Here is a 22,554-nt window from a genome sequence, read left to right on the forward strand (position 1 = left end):
CGGCCGCTACATCCCGTACTTCTCGAGCAGCCGGAGCCAGACCTCGCTCACGGTCGGGTAGGCGGGGACGGCGTGCCACAGGCGGTGCAGGGGCACTTCACCCACGACGGCGATCGTCGCCGAGTGCAACAGCTCCGAGACCTCCGGGCCGGCGAAGGTCACCCCGACCAGGACCTTGCGGTCCTCGTCGACCACGATCTGCGCCCAGCCGGTGTAGTCGTCGCCGTGCAGCGAGGAGCCGGCGACGGCGATCGGCAGCGAGGTCTCCGACGCGTTGACCCCGTCCTTGCGGGCCTGCTCGAGCGTGCGGCCGACCATCGCGATCTCGGGATCGGTGAAGACCACCTGGGGGACGGCGACGTCGTCCGCAGTCGCGGCGTAGGGGCTCCAGTCCTCGGCGGTCGCGCCGAGCGTGCCCGCGGCCCGGGCCGCGATCGCATCCCCGGTCATCCGGGCCTCGTACTTGCCCTGGTGCGTCAGCTGCACCCTCCCGCCGGCGTCGCCGACGGCGTAGAGCCAGCCCCCGGCGTCGGGCACCAGGCCCGTGGCGTCGCCACGGATCTTCTTCGGGTCGAGTCCGAGTTCCTCGAGCCCCAGCCCGGTGGTGTGGGGGTGGCGTCCGGTGGAGACGAGAAGGCGCTCGGCGGTGACGGTGTCGCCGTCGCCGACGTCCAGCACGAACATCCCGTCCACCGTCCGCACGGCATTCGTCGCAGTGTCGGTATGAACGGTGATGCCCTCGCCGCGGAGGGCTGCGAGCACGAGCCCGGACGCCTCTGCGGGATAGGCGCCGAGGATGCCGCTCCGGGCGATCACGGTCACCTCGGCCCCGAGACGGGCATAGGCCTGGGCCAGTTCGACCCCCGCGACACCGCCGCCGAGGACCGCGAGGCTCGCCGGGACCGTCTCGGCCGACGTCGCCTCACGCGTGGTCCAGTAGTCGAGATCCGCGAGCCCGTCGATGGGAGGGATGGTCGGCGTCGATCCCGTGGCCAGCACGACGGCGTGCGCGGCGCGGTACCGGCTCTCCGACCCGTCCTTGTGGCTGATGCTCACCTCGCGTTCGCCGGTGACGGTGGCCCAGCCGCGCTCGAGCGTGATCCCGGCGGAGGCGACCCACTCCTCCTGCGACGCGTCGTCCCAGTGGGAGGTGAAGGACGTGCGGCGGGCGAGGACCTGCTGCGGGTCGATGGTGCCGGTGACGGCCTCGCGCGCACCGGCGACGGCGCGCGCCGCGCTCAGGACCGTACCGGGGCGGAGGAGGGCCTTGGAGGGCATGCAGGCCCAGTAGGAGCATTCGCCGCCCACGAGATCGGACTCGACCAGCACGGCGGTCAGGCCCTTCTGCACCACCCGCCCCGCGACGTTCTCGCCCACTGCGCCGGCGCCGATGATGATGACATCCGTGGTCTTCGATTCGCTCATAGGCAGAGCCTTCCACCGACCCGGCAGGTGGGCAACCACATGAAGAAGGCCCCGACCTGAGTCGGGGCCTTCCTATGGTCCGTCAGAACCGTGGTGCGCGCGAAGGGATTCGAACCCCCAACCTTCTGATCCGTAGTCAGATGCTCTATCCGTTGAGCTACGCACGCATCCGTAAGTCGTCGATCCGCACTGCGAATCCGTCCTACAAGCGGGCCGTTTGGCCGTAGACAACTTTAGCGTGGATCGTGCGTGACGCCTAATCAGCCCGCTCGTTGGTCTTCGACTATACCGGTCTACGTGACCTTCGTCACAGAAGCCTGGAACGTAAGCGCTCGACATCACTGCTGCTGCGCGGATCGAGCCCAGCGTACTCCCGATGTTTCGCGCATCCGCCCCGGAACGGAAACACGGCGCCCCTAGCATCGGTACACATCGAGCACCCGACGAAGGGAAGATCCATGGGCGATCCCGTACGGCAGTCCGCACCCGGCACCACGACCACCGAGGACGGCGCCCGGCGCGCGTCCGCGCCAGGAGCAGCACCGACCACGCACCCGGGCCTCCTTGCCTGGGTCGAGGAGGTCCGCGAGCTCACGCAGCCCGCCGACGTGGTCTGGGTCGACGGCTCCGAGGCGGAGAACACGCGGCTGACCGACGAGCTCGTCGACGCAGGGACCTTCGTCCGGCTGAACCCCGAGACCTTTCCCAACTCCTTCGCCGCGTTCTCGGACCCGAAGGATGTTGCGCGCGTGGAGGAGCAGACCTTCATCTGCTCCACGGACGAGCGGGAAGCCGGGTTCACGAACAACTGGATGGATCCCGGTGAGATGAAGGCCAAGCTCACCGGCCTGTTCACCGGGTCGATGCGCGGGCGCACCATGTACGTCATCCCGTTCGTCATGGGACACCTCGACGCCGAGGACCCGAAGTTCGGGGTCGAGATCACCGACAGCGCCTATGTGGTCACCTCGATGCGCATCATGGCCACCATCGGGAGCGCCGTCCTGGATCGCATGACGGAGCTGGACGCGCCCTTCGTGCCCGCGCTGCACTCGCTCGGGGCCCCGCTCGAACCCGGCCAGGCCGACGTGCCCTGGCCGTGCAACGAGGAGAAGTGGATCGTGCACTTCCCCGAGGAACGCTCCATCTGGTCCTACGGCTCCGGATACGGCGGCAACGCCCTGCTCGGCAAGAAGTGCTACGCCCTGCGGATAGCATCCGTCATGGCGCGGGACGAGGGCTGGCTCGCCGAGCACATGCTGATCCTCAAGCTCACCTCGCCGCAGGACAAGACCTACTACCTCTCGGCTGCCTTCCCGTCGGCCTGCGGCAAGACCAACCTCGCCCTGCTCGATCCCACGATCGACGGCTGGAAGGTCGAGACCCTCGGCGACGACATCACCTGGATGCGCTTCGGCAAGGAGGGCGAGCTGCGGGCGGTCAATCCCGAGGCCGGTCTCTTCGGCGTCGCACCCGGCACGGGCTGGCACACGAACCCGAACGCGATGCGTGCCATCGCCAAGGGCAACTCGGTGTTCACCAACGTGGCCCTCACCGACGACGGCGGTGTCTGGTGGGAGGGAATGACGGAGGAGGTGCCCGCGCACCTCACCGACTGGCAGGGCCGTGACTGGACCGCCGGGATGGACCATCCCGCCGCGCACCCGAACGCCCGGTTCTGCACGCCTATCGACCAGATCGACATGCTCGCCGAGGAGTTCAACAGGCCCGACGGCGTCGAGCTCTCCGCGATCCTCTTCGGCGGACGCCGGAAGACGACCGTCCCCCTCGTCACCCAGTCCCGCAGCTGGGCCAACGGGATCTTCATGGGCTCCACGCTCTCGTCCGAGACGACGGCCGCGGCCGCCGGCGAGATCGGGCGCGTGCGGCGTGACCCGATGGCGATGCTTCCCTTCATCGGGTACGACGCCGGCGACTACCTGCGCCACTGGCTCACCCTCAGCGCCGGCGCGGACCAGGCCCGCCTGCCGAAGATCTTCCTCGTGAACTGGTTCCGCCGGACGGCGTCCGGCGGTTTCGCCTGGCCGGGCTTCGGCGACAACTCCCGCGTCCTCAAGTGGGTCGTCGAGCGGCTCGAGGGCACGGCGGACGCCGTCGAGACGCCCATCGGGTACGTCCCCACGGGTGAGGCCCTGGACGTGAGCGGGCTCGACATGACGCCTGCCGAGGTCGAGGCGGCCGTGCACGTGGACGCCGTCGAATGGGCCGAGGAACTCGAGGGGATCGGGCAGTGGTTCGACCGCTTCGGGGAGTCCCTGCCCGCCGAGCTCAGGGGTCAGCTCGACGAGCTCAAGCAGCGTTTCAGCAACGCCTGACGGTTGCTCGCACGAAAGGCCCCTTCCGATGGAGGGGGCCTTTCGTCGTCGGTGGTGCCGGTGGTGCCGGTGGTGCCGGTGGTGCCGGTGGTGCCGGTAGTGCCGGTAGTGCCGGTTGTACGTCCGGTGGCGGCTCCGCTAGTCGCGGATCACGGCGAGGACGCGCTGCACCAGGTCCTCGAGGGTCTGCGGGTCGACGGCCTCGGCGTTCAGGCGGAGATACGGTTCGGTGTTCGAGGGCCGGAGGTTGAACCACCAGTCCCCGTGGTCGGGCGTAAAGGTGAGGCCGTCGAGGTCGTCCACCACCACGCCGTCCTGGTCGAACTCGGTGCGGGCGCGCCCGATGGACGCCTGGAGGTCGGCGACCTTCGAGTTGACCTCGCCGGAGGAGAAGTAGGGCTCGTACTCGCGGCCGAGCTCCGACAGCGGGCCGTCCTGCTCGCCGAGCGCGGCCAGGACGTGCATGGCCGCCAGCATGCCCGTGTCCGCGTTCCAGAAGTCGCGGAAGTAGTAGTGCGCCGAGTGCTCGCCTCCGAACACCGCGCCCTCCTTCGCCATGACCGCCTTGATGAACGAGTGGCCCACACGGGTGCGGACGGGGCGGCCGCCGTCGTTCCTGATCAGTTCCGGGACCGCGCGGGAGGTGATGAGGTTGTGGATGATCACCGGCTCGGCCTCGCCGGCCGCCTGCGCGCGGGCGATCTCGCGGCGGGCGACCATCGCGGTGATGGCGCTCGGCGAGACCGGTTGGCCCTGCTCGTCGATGATGAAGCAGCGGTCGGCGTCGCCGTCGAACGCGATCCCGATGTCCGCGCCGTGCTCCACGACGGCGGCCTGAAGGTCACGCAGGTTCTCCGGCTCCAGCGGGTTGGCGGGGTGGTTGGGGAACGAGCCGTCGAGCTCGAAGTACAGGGGCACGATCTCGAAGGGCAGGGCCGGCAGCAGGCGGTCGCCGAGCACCGCGGGAGTGGTCAGGCCGGCCATGCCGTTGCCGGCGTCGACCACGATCTTGAGCGGGCGCGACGACGAGAGGTCCACCTGGCCGCGCAGGAAGCGCGAGTACTCCTCGAGGACGTCACGGACGCTGGTTCCGCCCTGGACCTCCACCGTCGGGATGCTGCCATCGGCGAGGTAGCGCTCCGCGCGCTCCTGCACGTCGGCGAGGCCGGTCTCGGAAGACACCGGGACCGCGCCGGGGCGCGTCATCTTCATGCCGTTGTACTCGGCCGGGTTGTGGCTGGCCGTGAAGGTCACGCCGGCGGCGTCGAGCGTTCCGCTCGCGTAGTAGAGCTCGTCGGTGGAGATGAGGTCGAGGAAGAGGACGTTCGCGCCGCGGCGGGTGGCTCCCTCGGAGAAGGCCTTCGAGAATTCGGGCGACGACGGGCGCATGTCCCCTCCGACCAGGATGGTCTCGCCCGCGAGGTCCAGGGAATCCACGAAGGCTGCTCCGACGGCCCGGACGGAGTCGACGGTGATGGTCTCGCCGACGATCCCGCGCACGTCATAGGCCTTGAAGGATGCAGAGAGGTCGAGGAGTTTGATCACGCTTGGAAGTGTATCGGGTGGTGTCATGACGTCCGTTGCCCACAGGGCGGAGGAGCCCGGGGCGAGTGGGGGAGGTGGCTGGGATACTGGGGGCATGTCGCCCACCACCACCCTGAACGAGCAAGCCACCGCCATCCTGCACACCCTCGTGGGCTCACCCGAGGCACGGTTCCACGACGGACAGTTCGAGGCCATCGAGGCGCTCGTCGAGAGTGGCAGGCGCGCGCTCGTGGTGCAACGGACCGGATGGGGCAAGTCCGCGGTGTACTTCGTGGCGAGCCTGCTGCTGCGCTCGCGGGGGGCCGGCCCGACGCTCATCGTCTCGCCCCTGCTCGCACTGATGCGGGACCAGGTGGCCGCTGCAGCACGCGCCGGTGTGCGTGCCGTCGCCATCAACTCGGCGAACCAGACCGAGTGGCAGGACATCACGGCGAAGCTTCAGGCGGACGAGGTGGATGTCCTGCTGGTCTCGCCCGAGCGCCTGAACAACCCGTCGTTCCGGGAGCTGTACCTCCCCGAACTGATGCGGCGGACGGGTCTGCTCGTGATCGACGAGGCCCACTGCATCTCCGACTGGGGGCATGACTTCCGCCCCGACTACCGCAGGCTCCGCGACCTCATCATGGGACTACCGCAGGGCGTCCCCGTCCTCGCGACCACCGCCACGGCCAACTCCCGGGTCGTGGAGGACGTCGAGGAGCAGCTCGGTGCCGGCGGTACCGACGTCTTCACCCTGCGCGGCGAGCTCGCACGGAAGTCCCTCCGGCTCGGCGTACTCCGATTGCCGAGCCCGCGCTCGCGCCTCGCGTGGCTCCTCACCCACCTGTCCGACCTGCCGGGCAGCGGCATCATCTACGCGCTCACCGTGTCCGCCGCCGAGGACACCGCCCGGCTCCTGCGGGAGAACGGCCACGCGGTCCGGGCCTATACCGGACGCACCGACCCCGCCGACCGGGAGGCGGCCGAGGCTGCACTGAAGAACAACGAGGTCAAGGCTCTCGTCGCCACGAGCGCGCTCGGCATGGGATTCGACAAGCCGGATCTCGGCTTCGTGGTGCACCTCGGCGCGCCATCGTCGCCTGTCGCCTACTACCAGCAGGTGGGCCGCGCCGGCCGCGGGACACCCAACGCCGACGTCCTCCTGCTGCCGGGTGCCGAGGACCGCGACATCTGGGAGTACTTCGCCACCGCTTCCATGCCGTCCGAGGACGCGGCCGTCCGGGTGCTCGACGCGCTGGAGCCCGGCGTCGTCCTGTCCACGCCGGCGCTCGAGACCCGCGTGAACCTGAAGCGCTCGCCCCTCGAACTCCTGCTCAAGGTGCTCGACGTCGACGGCGCCGTCCGCAAGGTCACGGGCGGATGGGAGAGCACCGGCACGCCGTGGACGTACGATGCCGACCGGTACCGGCGCATCAGCGAGGCGCGCATCGTGGAGCAGCGGGCCATGTTCGACTACGAGAACACCAGCGGGTGCCGCATGGAGTTCCTGTCGAGGTCGCTGGACGATCCGGCGGCCACGGCCTGCGGTCGCTGTGACAACTGCGCCGGGCCCTGGTACTCGGACGAGGTGGCCCATGAGGCGTCGGACTCCGCGAACCAGGCCCTCAGCCGCGTGGGCGTCGAGCTGGAGCCCAGAGGGCAGTGGCCGAGCGGCATGGACAAGCTCGGTGTGACGCTCAAGGGGAAGCTCAAGCCCGGGGAGACGAGCCTCCCCGGGCGGGCCCTGGCGCGACTGACGGATCTCGGCTGGGGCAACAGGCTGCGGGAACTCATGGCGGACTCCACGCCGGACGCACCGCTGGATCCCGCCGTCGTCGAGGCCGTCGTGCGGGTGCTGGCGCAGTGGGGCTGGGCCGAGCGGCCCGTCGCCGTCGTGAGCGTCCCGTCGCGTCGGCGTCCCCAGCTCATCGGCTCCCTGGCGACGGCACTCGCCGGGGTGGGCCGCATCCCCTACCTCGGGCAGCTGAGCACGCCCCACGGTTTCCCGCAGGGACAGCCGGGTGGCAACAGCGCCTTCCGCCTCGCCCAGGTATGGGACCACTTCGCCGTTCCCGAGGAGGGTGCGGCGTGGTTCGCGGCGAATCCCGGCCCGGTGCTGCTCGTCGATGACTTCGCCGACAGCCGCTGGACCATCACCGAGGCCGGCCGGGCACTTCGCGCGGCCGGCGCCGACGGCGTGCTGCCGTTCGCCCTCGCCCTGAAGGCGTAGACAGCCGGACAGCGAAAAAGCCCCCGTTCACACGGGGGCTTTTCAGCGGAGACGGGGGGATTTGAACCCCCGGTAGGCTTTAGGCCCACACTTCATTAGCAGTGAAGCCCATTCGGCCGCTCTGGCACGTCTCCATCGGCTATCTCTAGCCTCCCAAGATTACCCAGAAGGGGTCGGCAAGAGCAAAACCGCCGGTCGGGCGTCGGCTGCGGCCCTCGAGGGCCGCTCGAAGCGATCCCGTCCTGGCGATCCCCTCAGAGGGAGCCCGTCAGCGCTCGCCACAGGAACTCGAAGCTCAGGGCGTGCATCCGGGCCGCCTGGCGGTTGTCGGCGGCGCCGGCGTGACCGCCCTCGAGGGCTTCGTGGAACCAGACGTCCCCGATTCCCATCTCCTTCATCCTCGCGGCCATCTTGCGCGCCTGCACCGGGCCGACGCGGTCATCGCTCGTCGCCGTCCAGATGAGCGTCTTCGGGTACTCGACGTCGTCACGCAGGAGGTGGTACGGCGAGAAGGTCCGCACGTACTCCCACTCCTCGGGCTTGTCCGGATCGCCGTACTCGGCGATCCACGAGTAGCCCGCGGAGAGCTTCGAGTAGCGCCGCATGTCCAGCAGCGGGACGCCGCAGGAGATGGCACCGAACAGCTCGGGATACGTGGTGAGCATGTTGCCGACCAGCAGCCCCCCGTTGCTCCGGCCGGTGCAGCCCAGGAGGGAGGGCCGGGTCACCCCGCGCTCCACGAGGTCGGCCGCGATGGCCGCGAAGTCCTCATAGGCCCGATGACGGTCGGCGTGGAGGGCGGCGTGGTGCCACTGCGGCCCGTATTCACCACCGCCGCGGATGTTCGCCAGCACGTAGACACCGTGTCGTCCCTCGGGCGTCGTCCGCTCGAGCCAGCCCCGCCCGATGACGCCGCTGTAGGCGGGGGTCAGGGAGTGCTCGAATCCCCCGTACCCGGACAGCAGCGTGGGATTGCCGCCGTCGAGCTGGAGTCCATGTGCGGCGATCTGGAAGTAGGGCACGCGCGTGCCGTCGCTCGAGATCGCGAAATGCTGCTCGACCGTGAAGAGGTCCTCGTCGAAGGAGGACGGCGACGCCTTCACCACCGAGTGCCCTCCTCCGATCGTGCCCCGGTACAGGGTCGACGGCGTCAGGAACCCGGTCGCGATGAGCCAGTAGTCGTCACCCGCGAGATCGTCCTCGTCGTCGACGGCATAGGCGTCCACGGAGTGGAGCGGCGGACAGGCATCGAGCAGCTCCGCCTTCCAGCCGTCCGACGGGTCGAGGATGCGGATCTCCGACGAGACGTCGTGCAGGAGGTTGAGCAGCAGGTGGTTGCGGGTCCAGCTCCAGGACTGGAGGGAGGTGGCGGAATCCGGTTCGAAGACCACCTCGAAGGAGCGGTCGCCGTCGAGGAAGGTTCGCAACCCGATGACGAGCAGGGCGCCCGCCCCGAACGTGGTGCCCTCGACCGCCCAGTCGGAGCGCGGGCGGACCACCAGCCACTCGCGGTGCAGCGAGATGGAGGCGTCCTCCGGCACCTCGATCAGCCGCCAGGCCCCGTCCTCCCGGAGGTAGCTGCGCCGGGTGTAGAAGTCGAGGGTGTCCACGGCGAGGTCCCGCTCGAAGCCCGGGGTCGGATCGTGCAGCACCATGGCCACCATGTGGTCCTCGTCCACCTCGAAGTACGGCTCGGCCCTCGCGAGGTCCTCCCCGCGGGTGAGGATCCGCACCGTGCGCGGGTAGGAACTGGAGGTCATGGAGCCGGGGCCGAAGTCCGTGCCGACGTAGAGGGCATCCGGTCCGGCCCAGCTGATGCGGCTCTTCGCCGTCGGGACGTCGAAGCCGCCGTCGACGAAGGAGCGGGTGCCGAGGTCGAATTCACGGTAGCGGGCCGCGTCCCCACCGTCGGGTGAGACGACCACGAGGACCCTCCGGTGTGGCCTGCCCTCCTCGGGACGGAGGAACAGGGCGCCCGACCACACCCATTCCGTCCCTTCAGCCGCGCTCAGGGCGTCGACGTCGAGGAGGACGTCCCAGTCCGGGTCCGCCGCGGTGTAGCTCTCCCAGGTGGTGCGGCGCCAGACGCCCTGGCGGTGTTCGGCGTCCCGCCAGAAGTTGTAGTAGAAGTCGCCGTGCTTCCCGGCCATCGGGATCCGGTCGGTGGAGTCGAGGACCTCGAGGATGCGCTGCTCGCTGTCCTCGAAGCCCGGCGTCACGAGGGCCTGCTCGGTCACTGCGTTCTCGCCGCGCACCCAGGCCAGCGGCCTCTCCCCGTAGATGTCCTCGAGCCAGAGGAACGGGTCATCGGTGGTCTCTGTGGTCGCGGACGACTCCGTGGGCTGCGTCATGCGCCCATCCTATGCAGGCCTCCGGAGGGGGTGCCGTCGCGGGCGGCGGGTACGGCGGGGTCGGCCGGACGCGTTGGATACTCTTGACGCGTGGACAACAGGGAGGCGCGGCAGGTAGCCGTCATCGGCGGCGGGCCCCGCGGCACGTCGGTGGTGGAGCGGCTCGTCGCGGGTCACCGGCATCGCGGTGATGCTGCTCCGGACCTCGTCATCCATGTCGTCGAGCCCCATGATCCGGGGCCCGGCCACATCTGGCGCACGGACCAGTCCCGGCTGTTCCTCATGAACACCCCCTGCCTGTACCCGACCGTGGTGCCCGTCGGCGACGCCGCGGACCGGATGGCGGCGCCACCCGTCGCACTGTCCTTCGATGCGTGGCGCAGGCGTGCCGTGGATGGACTGATCAGTGGCCTGACCGTCGACGATCGCACGGAGTGCACGACGCTCACCTCCAGTGGCTTCCCCAGCCGGGCCCTCTACGGCCGGTACCTCGCCTGGGTGTTCGGCGAGGTGGTGCGCCTCGCCCCTTCCGGGGTCTCGATCGTCCATCACCGCAAGGAGGCGGTCAGTCTCGACCGTGCAGACCGTGCAGCCGGGCAGGGGTGGGACATCGGGCTCGACGACGGCCAGGTCCTCCGGGTCGACGACGTAGTGCTCGCCGTCGGGCATCTCCCGGCGACCCTGACACCCGAGCAGGAGAAGCTCCAGGACGCGGCAGCCAGGCACGGTCTCCAGTACTGGCCGCCCGCCGTACCGGCCGACGTGGCGTGGAACCGGCTGCCCGCCGGCAAGACCGTCCTGATCCGGGGCCTGGGGCTCAACTTCTTCGACGCCATGATCCAGATGACGGAGGGGAGGGGCGGCCGCTTCTCGAGCGCCGGGGACGGCCGGCTCGAGTACACGCCGTCCGGGAAGGAGCCACGCCTCGTGGCCGCGTCCCGCCGGGGTGTGCCCTACCGGGCCAAGGCGTCCCTCGAGTCCTACATCCCTCGGAGCGTCAGGCTGAGGTTCTGCACCGTGGAACGCGTCCTGGCCTTCCGCCGATCCGGGATCCAGCCTGGCTTCGACCACGACCTCTGGCCCCTGCTGCATCGCGACACCCTCTGGGCGTACTACTCCACGCTCTGCCGGGTGGAACCGCACTGCCTGACGGGTACGCCCGAGGTGCTGCTCGGCGAGCTCGACGCGGCGCTGAATCTCGATGGCCCGGCGTGGGAGGCCGCGGCCGCGGCGGCGATCGGCGCGCTCGTTCCGGCGGACCGACGCATCGACGTCGAGAGCCTCGCGCATCCCTTCGCGGGACGTCGGTTCGACGACGGCGAGGAATTCTCCGCGGCGGTCCTGGTGTATCTCGACGAGGATGCTGCGGGCTCGGCCAGGGGCGAGGACGATCCCCTCAAGATGGCGATCGGCGCGATGAACGCGGGCCGGTCGGTGATCAAGGAGGCCGTGGCCGACGGCGGGATCTCCGGTGCGTCGTGGAACGCGGAGTTGCGCGGCTGGTTCGAGCCCCTCGTGGAGGGGCTGGCGAGCGGGCCGCCGCCGCTGCGGATCGCGCAGCTTGCGGCGCTGGTGCGTGCGGGGATCGTCCGCTTCGTCGGGCCGAACCCGGCTTTCGGCTTCGACCCGGACGAAGGACTGTTCCGTGCGGCCTCGCCCTGGGTGAGGGGGGAGGCGTTCACCGCCCGCTACCTCGTCGAGGCGATGATGCCGGCGAACCGCGTGTCCACGAGTCTCTCCCCGCTGATGCGGGACCTGCTGGCGAAAGGGACGGTGCGTCCACGCACCTTCATGGCGGAGGACGGCGTCCCGGTGACCTCCGCCGGACTCGACGTCACCGCACCGCCGTACCGCGCCGTGGACAACACGGGACGGGAGCAGGAATCCCTGTTCGTGATCGGGCTGCAGCTGGCATCGGTCCAGTGGGGCACGGCCATCGCGGCCGAGGCCGGAGCCCCGCTCGGAGCGGGAGCCAGGACGCTCCTGGACGCTGATGCGATCGCCGGTGCCATCACTGCTGCTGCCACTTCTGCTTCCACTGCTGCTTCCACTGGCGCGGCAGTCCATACCTCGAGCACGGCATCCACCTCCTCCTGAGCTGAGCCCAGCGCCTGGTCAGCGGGGCTGCGACGGGCCGGACCCTGGTTCAGTGCTTCCCGTGACACAGGAGAGGGACCCCCACCGTGGCGGTGGAGGTCCCTCTCGTCCTTCAGGACGACCGGAGTCGTGGTGGAGCGTGTCAGGCAGGCTTGCCCGGCTTCTCGGGCTTGATCGGCTTGCCCGGCTTGACGGGCTTTTCCGGCTTCTCGGGCTTACCGGGCTTGACCGGCTTCTCCGGCTTGACGGGCTTCTCGGGCTTGCCCGGCTTGACGGGGACCTCGGGCTCGGCGACAGCTTCCACCGTCACCGGCAGGGTGACGGTCGTTCCGCTCGGTGCTGCGGTCAGGATGATGCGGCCCTGGCCGCCGGCCGCCGCCGGGATGGTCAGCTCGACCGTGGCGCTCCCCCCGGTGACGGGGAAGGTGCCGAGCTCGGTGCTCGTCCCGTCCGCTGCAACGTAGCTCGCAGCGAGGGTGGTGTTGATCGGGCTGCCCAGCGAGGTGAGGTCCAGCTTCGAGACGGCGAAGGAGACGGCTGCGCCGGCCTTCACCGTGGTCGGAGCTCCCTGGACCTGGACGCTGCGGCGATCGAACGACGGCGACAGCGGACTGTTGGCACGGATGTAGTCGATCCAGGCATCGCGGTCCACCAGGCCCGACTCACGCGTGTCGGCTCCCTCGCGGAAGGCGGTGAAGTTGTCGCCGCCCTGTGCGAGGAAGCTGAAGGTACCGATGCGGTAGTCCTTCGCCGGGTCGAGCGGCTGTCCGTCGACGAGGACCGAGGTGATCCGCGAGCCGCGTGCAAGAGCCGGATCGTAGGTCACGCTCACGTTGTCCGAGAGGCCGAGCGCCAGGAAGGAGCGTGAACTACCTTCCGGCTGCCACTGCTGCTCGAGGACGGCCTTGAACTCCGCGCCCGTGAGCGTGGTGGTCCAGAGGTCGTTGACGAAGGGCAGGACCGCATTGGCCTCTGCGAAGGTCACGACCCCGTCCGGTGCGAAGTAGAGCTCATTGCGGAGTCCGCCGGGGTTGACGACGCCGATCTGCGCTCCGCCGCGTTCGGCGGGTGAGAGGCTCGCTCGGAGCGAGTCGGCCACCAGGTTGCCCAGCGTGGACTCGGAGGCGCGATCGTCACGCGTCGTGCCCGTGAACGCCGTCGTGATGTCCTGGGTGACCGAGCCGACCGGCTGGTTGCCGATGATCGCCGCCTGCGCGAGCGCCGCGTCGACGATGGTCTTGACCTCGGCGACCCTCGGGAAGGTACTGACGAGGGTGGCGTCGGTGTCCGTGGTGCGCGCGACGTTCCGGGCGGTGTAGGACTGCACGTCTCCCGTGGCGGTGTCCACCGTCAGGGTGATCTGGCCGATGAATTCGCCGTAGGAACCGGTCTGCAGGATGGGGCGGGTCGTGCCGGTTGCACCGGGGACCGGAGCGTCCCACGCGTACTGCTTGTGGGTGTGGCCGGTGAAGATCGCGTCCACGAGGGGCGTGGTCTCGTTCACGATGCGGGCGAAGGTGCCTCCCGCGGCGATCTCCTCCTCGATGGTCGCACCCTCGACGACACCGTCACCGGCGCCCTCGTGGTACTCGGCGACGATGACGTCCGCGAGATCCTGCTCCTCGATCTGCGCAGCGACGCGGTTCACGGCCGCCACGGGATCGCCGAAGTCGACGTTCTCGATGCCGCCCGGGCTGACCAGCGTCGCCGTCTCCTCGGTGACGACGCCGATCACGGCGACATCGATGCCGTCGACGTCGATGATCGTGTATTCGTCGAGCGCGGGATCGGTGGTGCCCTTGGTGTAGACGTTCGCGCCGAGGTAGGGGAAGCCCGCAGAGTCGCTGACGCGACCGGTGAGGTCGTCGAAGCCCTTGTCGAACTCGTGGTTGCCCACGGCCGAGGCCTCCAGGCCCAGGGCGTCCAGGACGTCGAGGGTGGGCTCGTCGTCCTGCAGGGACGAGGCGAAGAGGGAAGCGCCGATGTTGTCACCTGCGGACAGGAACGCGGTGCCGTCCTCGCCGAACTCGGCGCGGAGCTTCTCGACAGTGCCCGCGAACCGCACCGTGTTGGCATCGATGCGGCCGTGGAAGTCGTTGATGTTGAGGAGGTTGACGTCCGTGGTCGTGTCCGCGGCGGCGAGGTCGAATCCGACGATCACGGGATCGTGGTCGCTGGCGCGGTACGGATCCGCCACGTAGTAGTCGGTGACGTTGTTGTTGAACCGGCTGTACTCCAGCGCGACGGACTCCACCGAGTTGATGTTCCAGGTGTCCACGCCGGAGACCGTGGCATCGACCGCGGGAGAGGCCAGGATGTGGTCGAGGGAGCCGCTCAGGCCGGAGAAGACGTAGGAGTAGTTCCCGTCCTTCTCGCCCTGGTTGACGTAGCCCGCCTCGTAGAGGACCTGCATGGGGTCCTCCTGCGTGTACGAGTTGAAGTCGCCCGTGAGGAACACGCGGTCGGTCTTCGCCGTGGCCTTCACCGAGTCCGCGAAGGCCACGAGGGCGCGTGCCTGGGCGACGCGAGCCGCGTTCCAGGCGCCCTGGCCGTCGCCGCTGTCGGCGTCCGCGCCCGAACTGGGTCCGGAGCCCTTCGACTTGAAGTGGTTGACGATCGCGACGAACGTCTCGGCGTCGGAGCCGCCGACAGGCTTGAAGGCCTGGGCGAGCGGCTTCCGCGCATTCGAGAACGCGACGTCGTCGTCGAGGATGACGGATTCGCCGACCGGCTCCGCGACGGCCTTCTTGTAGATGAGGGCGGTGCGGATGACGTCCTCGTCCGCGAGGGCCGGGACGGCCGCAGGGGAGCGGACGTAGTCCCACGTGCCCGGCGCCTTCTCGTTCAGTGCCTCCACGAGGGTGGCCAGCGCGGCGTCGCGGTCCTTGCCGAACTTGGCGGAGTTCTCGATCTCCATGAGGGTCACGACGTCGGCGTCGAGGGCGGTGATCGCCGCGACGATCTTCGCCTCCTGGCGCTCGAAGTTCTCCTTGTCCGCCGCGCCACGGGCGTCACAGCCACCGTTGATGGTGATCGGGTTGCCGGCGCGGTCGGTGAAGAAGATGCAGCCGGCGAGGTCGTCACCGGTGGTCGGGAAGTAGTTGAGGACGTTGAAGGACGCGATTTTCACGTCTCCACCGACCTCGGCCGGTGCCGCCGGGCGCTCGCCCGTGAACTGCACGGGCTGGACGCCACCGGGGTTGGCGCCGTCGAGCTCGGCGAGAGGCTGGAACTTCCAGGCACTGTTGCGGTAGTCGAGGACCACCGGCGAGGTGAACTGCGCGGTGGAGCCCACGCGGACGGACTGCGCGGTGGTGAGGTACGGGAGCACCTTGCCGCGGTTCGCCTGCGCGAAGAAGTTCGTCGACGCGCCGTCGTCGAGCCGGATGCCGCGCGCCGCGTTGTCGGCGATGACCGCCGCGTTCTCGGGCGTACCGGGGCGGGCGACATCGGTCGGCTGGAGGAGGCGCTCCGTACCGGCGGCGAGGGTGACCTCGCCGTACTGGTTGAGCGTGTAGTTGTCGGCGACGGTGAAGGTGTCGGCGGGCTGGAGGAGCATGCCCTCGACTGCCTCACGCGCAGTCTCGGTGGCAGGCAGTGCGATGGCGGAGGCCTTGGGCTCCTCGGCCGCTTCGGTGAGCTCGGTGGTGCCGCCGGCCGCGACGGTGATCTGCGTCAGGCCCGCGAATTCACCGGCGGTCCCGGTGACCTCCACGTAGTCACCCACGGCGACGGAGGCGACCGTCGCGGGGGAGTAGACGAAGACGGCGTCCGAGGCGGTCTGGTCGGCTGTCGCCGAGCTTCCCGCGGTCTGGAGGTAGAACCCGGCGAATCCGCCCGTGGGGTACGCCGCGGTGACCTTGCCGCGTGTGGTGACGGTCCGGCCGGAGAGCGGCGTCGCGCTGCCCGTTCCCTGGATGTCGCGGATGGGCGTGACGACGCCCGGCGTCGGGGTCGGCGTCGGCGTGGGTGTCGGTGTGGGGGTCGGGCCGCCCGGGGTGGCGGCGCTGCTGGTGGGCGTGGCCTCCTGGAGGCTGAAGTCGGCGCCGTTGACATCCGTGTCGGAGAACGCGGTGCGGGCGGTGGACCTGGTGCTGCCGGAACCGGGCGTGGTGGCGACCGAACCCTCGAAGGCGTTCGCGCTGCCGTAGCCGAGCGCGTCGACGACGCCGGGCGTTCCGACGATGCTGCCGGACGGCAGGGCGCCGACGGTGGCGGCCTGGTTCGACAGGACGATCACGCCACCGGGCGCTCCGACGTTGAGGCCGGGGGCGGTGAGGTCGGGAGTCGGGAGTGCTGCTCCGGCCGTGCCGTTGCTGCCTCCCTGGACCAGGAAGTAGCCCTTCGCCGGGATGGTGCCCCGGAGTGCGGTGGCCGTAGGTGCGGCGGTGGACGTCGCTCCGCGGTACTGCAGCGACCAGCCGTCGAGGCTCACCGGCGCGTCGGTCGGGTTGTAGAGCTCCACGAACTTGTTGGTGAACGGCGTCCCGGCGGACCCGCCCGAGACATAGGCCTCGTTGATGATGACGCCGTCTCCTGTGACGGACGCGGTGGCCGGCGGTGTCTCCACCGCGCTCGCCGGCAGTGCGATCATCGGCGAGGCCATGAGCCCTACCGACAGCGCCGCACCGAGCGCTCCCTTCCATGACGAATTACCCATTCGTTCGTACTCTCCTTGACGATGGCCGTGACGGCCGCGAGTGAAGCCCGCCGACCCGCTGGAGGGGTGGGCGCGTTGGCATGTGCACCATATGTGACGCAGGTGACATTCCTATCCCCGGGAGTAGCCAACCAGAACATCGTTAACAATGGGTTACCAAAAAGCCAGTGGCACCGGAAGAACGGGTGCCGATGGCGGTGATCCGTGGACGAAAGGGGCCTATCGGCCGGCGTTCTCTAGCGAACCGGTCACAGGGGTCTCGCCGGCTTCGGCGACGAAGCAGAGGATCCGGCGGTCCGCCTCGGTATCCCAGCGTTCCTCCACCGGGTAGAAGACGAGCAGCTCGAGCACGGAGGCGTCGTGCTCCACACCCACGAACCCCGTGAACTCGCCGGCGCAGAACTCGCCCGCCGCGGTGTTCGCGGCGGCCTCGCCGGGGTAGTCGCCGTCGGGCATGGTGGTCGTCGCGAAGGCTTCGAACGTGTGCGGCTCCGCGCACGGCAGGACGGTGATGTCGGAGACGTCGGTCATGCCCGGGTCGTCGATGCAGTCACCCACGGCGATCGGGAGCGCGTCCGTCCCCGCCTCGGCGGTGACCGTGCCCTGGGCGTCCCGGTCCGGCTCCGGGGTCGGCAGGAGGCTGCACCCCGAGGACGCCATCAGGGCCAGGAGCGAGACGGCCACCGCACGGCGCCTGACCGACCCGGCGCTCCGGCGCTCGTTCGTTCCACTGATGTTCCCAGTACGCATCGAGACCCCGTCGTCAGCCGCGTCCACCGCGGCACGGCTGTTGCTCCTCGGGACAGTACCGGACGGCGACGGACCGCACCACGATCCGGGCGGACCACCGGACGTGGATCCGGCACGTCGACCACGAGAAGAGGAGGCCCCGCACTGCGGAGCCTCCTCGGGAGCGGAAGGTAAGGGATTCGAACCCTTGAGACGGGGTGACCGCCCACTGGTTTTCAAGACCAGCTCCTTCGGCCGCTCGGACAACCTTCCCGCCGATAGTGTTTCACGAAAGGGCGTGGGACGCCCAACCATCGAGGGACGGGAGAGCCGGGCATGCGCGCAGTGGTGATCGAGGGTGCCGGAGGGCCGGAGGTGCTGTCCGTGCAGGAGGTCCAGGACCCCGTGGCGGGCGATGGCGAGGTCCTGATCGACGTCGTCGCCGCCGGGCTCAACCGGGCCGACGTCCAGCAGCGGCGCGGGCTGTACCCGCCACCTCCCGGCGCGTCCACCGTGCCCGGCCTCGAGGTGTCCGGGCGGATCGCCGAGCCGGGGACCTCGGATCTCGCGCGGGGGGAGGCCGTCGTCGCGCTCCTCTCGGGTGGGGGCTACGCCGAACGGGTGGCGGTGCCCGCCGGTCAGGTGGTGCGCGCGCCGAAGGGGGTGGACCTCACCCACGCCGCCGGCCTGCCCGAGACCGCAGCGACCGTCTGGTCGAACCTCGTGCTGCAGGCCGGCCTGCGCAGGGGCGAGCACGTCCTCATCCACGGCGCATCCGGAGGGATCGGCGTCATGGCGATCCAGGTGGCCCTGGCCCTCGGGGCCGTGCCCCACGTGACCGCCGGGTCGCCGGCCAAGCTCGACGTCGCCCGGGGCCTCGGGGTGCGGACCCTCATCGACTACCGGAGGCAGGACTTCGTGGCGGAGGTCCTCGCCGCGACGGGCGGTCGGGGCGTGGACGTGATCCTCGACGTCGTCGGGGCGAAGTACCTGTCGCGCAACCTCGAGGCGCTGGCCACGGGCGGACGGCTGGTGGTCATCGGGCTGCAGGGTGGCTCGACGGCCGAGCTGGACCTCGGCATGCTCATGGGCAAGCGCGCGAGTGTCGCGGGGACCACCCTGCGGGCCCGGCCGGCGGAGGAGAAGGCGATGATCATGGCGGCCCTCGAGGAGAACGTCTGGCCGCTGGTCTCCTCGGGTGCGGTCAAGCCGTTCGTCGACCGGATCTTCCCGCTCGCCGAGGTGGCGCAGGCCCACGCCTACTTCGACTCGGGCGAGCACACGGGGAAGGTCCTGCTGGCGCTCGGGTAGGAGCTGCGCAGGCGCCGGTGGAGCGCACGAAGTGGGTCGGCGCAGCACGATCATCAGCATGCTTCCGATTCGGCCGGCGCTGTGCGAGGCTGGATCGACGACCGACGGAAGGAGCACAGCCATGGGTACGAGCGAAGACGGGCACGACGGGCACGAGGGCGGGCTGGAGCAGGCGGCCGACAGCTTCGCGGAGAACCTCGGCGACCAGGTGCCCGACGGCGTCGACAACGGTCCCACCGACGACGCGGACGAGCCGGCGGACGGGCGCACGAGGACGCACTCGAGCATCAGCGAGGGCCTCAACGCGAACGACGACGACGAACCCCCTGCGGTGCGGGACGACGCGCGCCGGTAGGACCTGAGCAGTGGCAGCCGCTCGCGTGGTCCCGCCCATGGGTGGAGGCACGGGAGCGGCCGGGCCGCCGCCGAGCCGTTCGGCGCACACCCACGCGCGTTCGGCGCTCGCCGCCCGACGGCAGGCTTGCCATGTGACGCACGCCTCACTACGTTGCTACCTTCGTGTGCACCACACTCTCGCACTCGAGGAGCATCATGAGTAACAAGCAGAGCGGATCCCACCGGCACGCCGACGTGCTGGTGACGGATCCGGACCTGCCGCCGGTCGCCGTCGACCCGGAGCAGGCCGAAGCAGAGGACCGCCGGTGGACACCGGCGAAGATCGCGCTGTGGGTGGGCATCGCCCTCCTCGGTGGTGTTTCCTGGACCATCCTCGCCATCGTGCGCGGCGAGACCGTGAACGCCATCTGGTTCGTGTTCGCGGCGGTCTGCACCTACCTGATCGCCTATCGGTTCTACTCGAAGTTCATCGAGCGCAACCTGCTGAAGCCGGACGACCGCCGGGCGACACCGGCGGAGTACAAGGCCGACGGCAAGGACTACGCCGCCACCGACCGCCGCGTCCTGTTCGGGCACCACTTCGCCGCCATCGCCGGTGCCGGGCCCCTGGTAGGACCCGTGCTGGCCGCGCAGATGGGCTACCTGCCCGGCACGCTCTGGATCATCATCGGCGTCATTTTCGCCGGCGCCGTCCAGGACTACCTCGTGATGTTCTTCTCCATGCGCCGCGGAGGCCGGTCGCTCGGCCAGATGGCCCGGGAGGAACTGGGCGTCATCGGCGGGACGGCGGCGCTCGTCGCCACCCTTACCATCATGATCATCATCGTCGCGATCCTCGCGCTCGTCGTCGTCAACGCCCTCGGCGAGAGCCCCTGGGGCGTCTTCTCCGTCTCGATGACCATCCCGATCGCCCTCTTCATGGGTGTCTACCTGCGCTACCTGAGGCCCGGCAAGGTCACCGAGGTGTCCCTGATCGGCTTCGTCCTGCTCCTGCTCGCGATCATCGGCGGCGGCTGGATCTCGGAGACTGCCTGGGGCGTCGAGCTCTTCACGCTGGACCGCATCACCATCGCCTGGGGCATCATCATCTACGGCTTCATCGCCGCGGTCCTGCCCGTCTGGCTCCTGCTCGCACCGCGCGACTACCTCTCGACCTTCATGAAGATCGGCACGATCGTCATGCTCGCCGTCGCGATCGTCGTCACCCGCCCCGAGATCAGCGTCCCTGCCGTCACGGAGTACGCCACCACCGGCGCGGGCCCCGTGGTCGCCGGAACGCTCTTCCCGTTCCTCTTCGTCACCATCGCCTGCGGCGCCCTCTCCGGGTTCCACGCGCTGATCGCTTCCGGCACCACGCCGAAGATGATCGAGAAGGAGCGCCAGACCCGCTTCATCGGGTACGGCGGCATGCTCATGGAGTCCTTCGTGGCCATCATGGCGCTCGTCGCAGCCCTGTCGATCGACCGCGGCATCTACTTCGCGATGAACTCCTCGGCCGCTGCGACGGGCGGCACCATCGAGGGTGCCGTCGCGTTCGTCAACGGGCTCGGACTCACCGGCGTCAACCTGACGCAGGAGGCGCTCAGCACCATGGCGACGAACGTCGGCGAGGAGTCGATCGTGTCCCGCACCGGCGGCGCTCCGACCCTCGCCGTCGGGATCGCCCAGATCATGCAGGGTGTCTTCGGCGGTGCGGGCATGATGGCGTTCTGGTACCACTTCGCCATCATGTTCGAGGCGCTGTTCATCCTCACGGCGGTCGACGCCGGGACCCGCGTGGCCCGTTTCATGCTGCAGGACAGCATCGGCAACTTCGTGCCCCGCTTCCGCGACACCTCGTGGCGGACCGGCGCGTGGATCTGCACCGCCATCATGGTGGCGGGCTGGGGGGCGATCCTCATCATGGGCGTCACCGATCCGCTCGGCGGCATCAACACGCTCTTCCCACTGTTCGGCATCGCGAACCAGCTCCTCGCGGCGATCGCGCTCGCGGTCTGCATGGCCATCTGCGCCAAGCGCGGGCTCTTCAAATTCCTGTGGATCCCCGCGCTCCCGCTGGCCTTCGCCGCCGTCGTCACCATCACCGCATCGTTCCTGAAGATCTTCTCGCCCACCCCGGCCATCGGGTACTGGGCGCAGCACACGGCCTTCAGGAACGCCCTCGACGCGGGCGAGGAGAGCTTCGGGACCGCGAAGACCGTCGCCGCCATGGAGGCGGTGGTCCGCAACACCTTCATCCAGGGCACGCTGTCCATCGTGTTCGTGGTGCTCTCGATCATCGTGATCGCCACGGCGATCCTCGCGACGATCAAGGCCTACCGCCAGGGCGGTGGCCCGGGGGCGGAGGACGCCCCGACGGCGTCGCGCATCTTCGCTCCGGCGGGCCTCGTGGCCACGCCGGCCGAGAAGGACCTCGAGGCGCAGTGGTCCGCCCTCGAACCCGGCAAGCGGCCCGCCCGGTCGGGCCACTGATGACCGTCCCCGATGTCCTGCAGCGGGCACGTGACACCGCCCGTGAACTGGCCTGGCTGTTCAAGGGCGTGATGGGCGAGAACGCGTACCAGACGTACCTCGACCACCACGAGCGCTCCCACGCGGGCGGCGACCCGATGACGGAGCGCGAGTTCTGGCGCGACCGGACCGACCGGCAGGATGCCAACCCCGAAGGGCGCTGCTGCTAGCGACGCCCGTTCCACCGGTGAAGCCCGGTCCTCCGCGAGGACCGGGCTTCACCGTGTCCGGGCTCAGCGCTTCTCCCAGCGGAAGCGCCGGGCGGCCACCTGGTAGGGCAGCACGGTCCAGGCGAGGAGCACGACGGCGGCACCTGCCGTGGACGCACCGAGGGGCTCGACGCCCCAGCCGGTCATGAGCAGGTTCTGCAGGGCCCCGCCCGGGGTGAGGCGTGAGGCGAACTCGAAGCCGTCGTCGAAGGCGGTCCAGAAGAACGAGCCGACCACGGCGGCGATGAACGGCAGGGTGGTGATCTGCGCGGCCGCCGCCGACGGCGTGTAGATGCTCGTGAGCATGCCGGCCGTGGCGCACAGGGCCAGGAAGCCGAGGACAGCGCCGAGGACGACGAGCGGCTGGGCCGGCGCATCGACACCGGCGATCCCGAAGCCCGCCGTGATCACCGCGAGCTGCGCCGCGACGAGCACGACGATGGGCGTGAGCATACCCAGCCAGATGACCGTGTCCGAGGACTCCCCGCTCCGCAGGCGCTTGAGGAAGAGCTCCTGCCTCCGGGTGGCGAGCGTGGTGGTCGCTGTCAGGTAGACACCGAGCAGGGCCACGAGCATGAGGGTCAGACCTCCCAGGACGGCCGCGCCGGACGGCTCGGCGAGCTGGTCGGCGCCGATGAAGTACAGGTAGGCGGCCATGCCGACGGGCATGATCACCGCGCCGGTCAGCACGGTCTTGTTGCGGACGATGATCCGCAGTTCCATGAGGGCGATCGCGAGTACGCGCTGTGCGGCGGACGGGCCCCGGGTCGAGGCAGGGGTGAGGGTGGTCATGAAGGTCTCCAGGTGTCGGGGA

Annotated in this window: 13 protein-coding genes and 3 tRNA genes; 7 read left to right on the forward strand and 9 right to left on the reverse strand. The window is 69.7% G+C overall.

Features of this window, described 5'->3' with window-relative positions:
• Positions 1 to 6 precede the first annotated feature (6 nt).
• Positions 7 to 1,425, reverse strand: coding sequence for a dihydrolipoyl dehydrogenase family protein (locus tag NVV32_RS01950; RefSeq protein ID WP_422391183.1), 1,419 nt, complete (start codon positions 1,423 to 1,425; stop codon positions 7 to 9).
• Between the two features lie 91 nt (positions 1,426 to 1,516).
• Positions 1,517 to 1,592: transfer RNA gene (locus NVV32_RS01955), tRNA-Arg, on the reverse strand.
• 291 nt (positions 1,593 to 1,883) lie between these two features.
• Between NVV32_RS01955 and NVV32_RS01960 the strand changes: the two genes are divergently transcribed.
• Positions 1,884 to 3,761 carry a phosphoenolpyruvate carboxykinase (GTP) gene (locus tag NVV32_RS01960; protein ID WP_422391184.1) on the forward strand — a complete coding sequence of 626 codons (1,878 nt, stop codon included), beginning with the start codon at positions 1,884 to 1,886 and terminating at the stop codon, positions 3,759 to 3,761.
• A 138-nt stretch (positions 3,762 to 3,899) separates the two neighbouring features.
• On the opposite strand, the gene NVV32_RS01965 is transcribed toward NVV32_RS01960, so the two are convergent.
• Positions 3,900 to 5,306 carry a phosphomannomutase/phosphoglucomutase gene (locus NVV32_RS01965; RefSeq protein ID WP_422391185.1) on the reverse strand — a complete coding sequence of 469 codons (1,407 nt, stop codon included), beginning with the start codon at positions 5,304 to 5,306 and terminating at the stop codon, positions 3,900 to 3,902.
• A gap of 94 nt (positions 5,307 to 5,400) precedes the next feature.
• On the opposite strand from NVV32_RS01965, the gene NVV32_RS01970 reads away from it, so the two are divergent.
• Positions 5,401 to 7,515: a RecQ family ATP-dependent DNA helicase gene (locus NVV32_RS01970; protein WP_422391186.1), complete on the forward strand. Its 2,115-nt coding sequence runs from the start codon at positions 5,401 to 5,403 to the stop codon at positions 7,513 to 7,515.
• 46 nt (positions 7,516 to 7,561) lie between these two features.
• On the opposite strand, the gene NVV32_RS01975 is transcribed toward NVV32_RS01970, so the two are convergent.
• Both NVV32_RS01975 and NVV32_RS01980 read right to left on the reverse strand, forming a co-directional pair.
• Positions 7,562 to 7,649, reverse strand: a tRNA-Ser gene (locus NVV32_RS01975).
• A gap of 120 nt (positions 7,650 to 7,769) precedes the next feature.
• Positions 7,770 to 9,866, reverse strand: coding sequence for a prolyl oligopeptidase family serine peptidase (locus tag NVV32_RS01980; protein ID WP_422391187.1), 2,097 nt, complete (start codon positions 9,864 to 9,866; stop codon positions 7,770 to 7,772).
• Between the two features lie 90 nt (positions 9,867 to 9,956).
• Between NVV32_RS01980 and NVV32_RS01985 the strand changes: the two genes are divergently transcribed.
• Entirely contained in the window at positions 9,957 to 11,963 is a 2,007-nt protein-coding gene (locus NVV32_RS01985) for an FAD/NAD(P)-binding protein (protein WP_422391188.1), read from the forward strand.
• Between the two features lie 142 nt (positions 11,964 to 12,105).
• Here NVV32_RS01985 and NVV32_RS01990 read toward each other — a convergent pair whose 3' ends face one another.
• The 3 genes from NVV32_RS01990 to NVV32_RS02000 all read right to left on the reverse strand — a co-directional run bounded on the left by NVV32_RS01990 (position 12,106) and on the right by NVV32_RS02000 (position 17,625).
• Positions 12,106 to 16,623 (reverse strand): ExeM/NucH family extracellular endonuclease, encoded by a 4,518-nt coding sequence (locus NVV32_RS01990; protein WP_422391189.1) that lies wholly within the window; start codon positions 16,621 to 16,623, stop codon positions 12,106 to 12,108.
• Positions 16,624 to 16,842: 219 nt separating this feature from the next.
• The gene (locus NVV32_RS01995) at positions 16,843 to 17,373 is read right to left on the reverse strand and encodes a septum formation family protein (RefSeq protein ID WP_422391190.1); all 531 of its coding nucleotides are present in this window, start codon (positions 17,371 to 17,373) and stop codon (positions 16,843 to 16,845) included.
• A gap of 164 nt (positions 17,374 to 17,537) precedes the next feature.
• Positions 17,538 to 17,625, reverse strand: a tRNA-Ser gene (locus NVV32_RS02000).
• Between the two features lie 63 nt (positions 17,626 to 17,688).
• On the opposite strand from NVV32_RS02000, the gene NVV32_RS02005 reads away from it, so the two are divergent.
• The 4 genes from NVV32_RS02005 (at position 17,689) to NVV32_RS02020 (ending at position 21,701) form a co-directional block, all read left to right on the forward strand.
• On the forward strand, positions 17,689 to 18,663 hold the full coding sequence (locus tag NVV32_RS02005; RefSeq protein ID WP_422391191.1) for an NAD(P)H-quinone oxidoreductase: 975 nt from the start codon (positions 17,689 to 17,691) through the stop codon (positions 18,661 to 18,663).
• Positions 18,664 to 18,784: 121 nt separating this feature from the next.
• On the forward strand, positions 18,785 to 19,018 hold the full coding sequence (locus tag NVV32_RS02010) for a hypothetical protein (protein ID WP_422391192.1): 234 nt from the start codon (positions 18,785 to 18,787) through the stop codon (positions 19,016 to 19,018).
• A 197-nt stretch (positions 19,019 to 19,215) separates the two neighbouring features.
• Entirely contained in the window at positions 19,216 to 21,492 is a 2,277-nt protein-coding gene (locus NVV32_RS02015) for a carbon starvation CstA family protein (RefSeq protein WP_422391193.1), read from the forward strand.
• Positions 21,492 to 21,701: a YbdD/YjiX family protein gene (locus NVV32_RS02020; RefSeq protein ID WP_422391194.1), complete on the forward strand. Its 210-nt coding sequence runs from the start codon at positions 21,492 to 21,494 to the stop codon at positions 21,699 to 21,701. The genes NVV32_RS02015 and NVV32_RS02020 overlap by 1 nt, the downstream gene beginning before the upstream one ends.
• Positions 21,702 to 21,764: 63 nt before the next feature.
• Here the strand turns inward: NVV32_RS02020 and NVV32_RS02025 are convergent, their stop codons facing one another.
• A complete protein-coding gene (locus tag NVV32_RS02025; protein WP_422391195.1) occupies positions 21,765 to 22,532 on the reverse strand; it encodes a hypothetical protein in 768 nt (255 codons plus the stop codon).
• Between the last annotated feature and the right edge of the window lie 22 nt (positions 22,533 to 22,554).

The sequence above is a fragment of the Arthrobacter sp. N1 genome (assembly GCF_048288285.1).
Taxonomy (GTDB): domain Bacteria; phylum Actinomycetota; class Actinomycetes; order Actinomycetales; family Micrococcaceae; genus Arthrobacter_D.

Bases quoted from the DNA above. Each gene is read 5' to 3' on its own strand.
- NVV32_RS01990 (WP_422391189.1), bottom strand. From the start codon at position 16,623: ATGGGTAATTCGTCATGGAAGGGAGCGCTCGGTGCGGCGCTGTCGGTA.
- NVV32_RS01995 (WP_422391190.1), bottom strand. From the start codon at position 17,373: ATGCGTACTGGGAACATCAGTGGAACGAACGAGCGCCGGAGCGCCGGG.
- NVV32_RS01950 (WP_422391183.1), bottom strand. From the start codon at position 1,425: ATGAGCGAATCGAAGACCACGGATGTCATCATCATCGGCGCCGGCGCA.
- NVV32_RS02005 (WP_422391191.1), top strand. From the start codon at position 17,689: ATGCGCGCAGTGGTGATCGAGGGTGCCGGAGGGCCGGAGGTGCTGTCC.
- NVV32_RS02010 (WP_422391192.1), top strand. From the start codon at position 18,785: ATGGGTACGAGCGAAGACGGGCACGACGGGCACGAGGGCGGGCTGGAG.
- NVV32_RS01960 (WP_422391184.1), top strand. From the start codon at position 1,884: ATGGGCGATCCCGTACGGCAGTCCGCACCCGGCACCACGACCACCGAG.
- NVV32_RS02025 (WP_422391195.1), bottom strand. From the start codon at position 22,532: ATGACCACCCTCACCCCTGCCTCGACCCGGGGCCCGTCCGCCGCACAG.
- NVV32_RS02020 (WP_422391194.1), top strand. From the start codon at position 21,492: ATGACCGTCCCCGATGTCCTGCAGCGGGCACGTGACACCGCCCGTGAA.
- NVV32_RS02015 (WP_422391193.1), top strand. From the start codon at position 19,216: ATGAGTAACAAGCAGAGCGGATCCCACCGGCACGCCGACGTGCTGGTG.
- NVV32_RS01980 (WP_422391187.1), bottom strand. From the start codon at position 9,866: ATGACGCAGCCCACGGAGTCGTCCGCGACCACAGAGACCACCGATGAC.
- NVV32_RS01970 (WP_422391186.1), top strand. From the start codon at position 5,401: ATGTCGCCCACCACCACCCTGAACGAGCAAGCCACCGCCATCCTGCAC.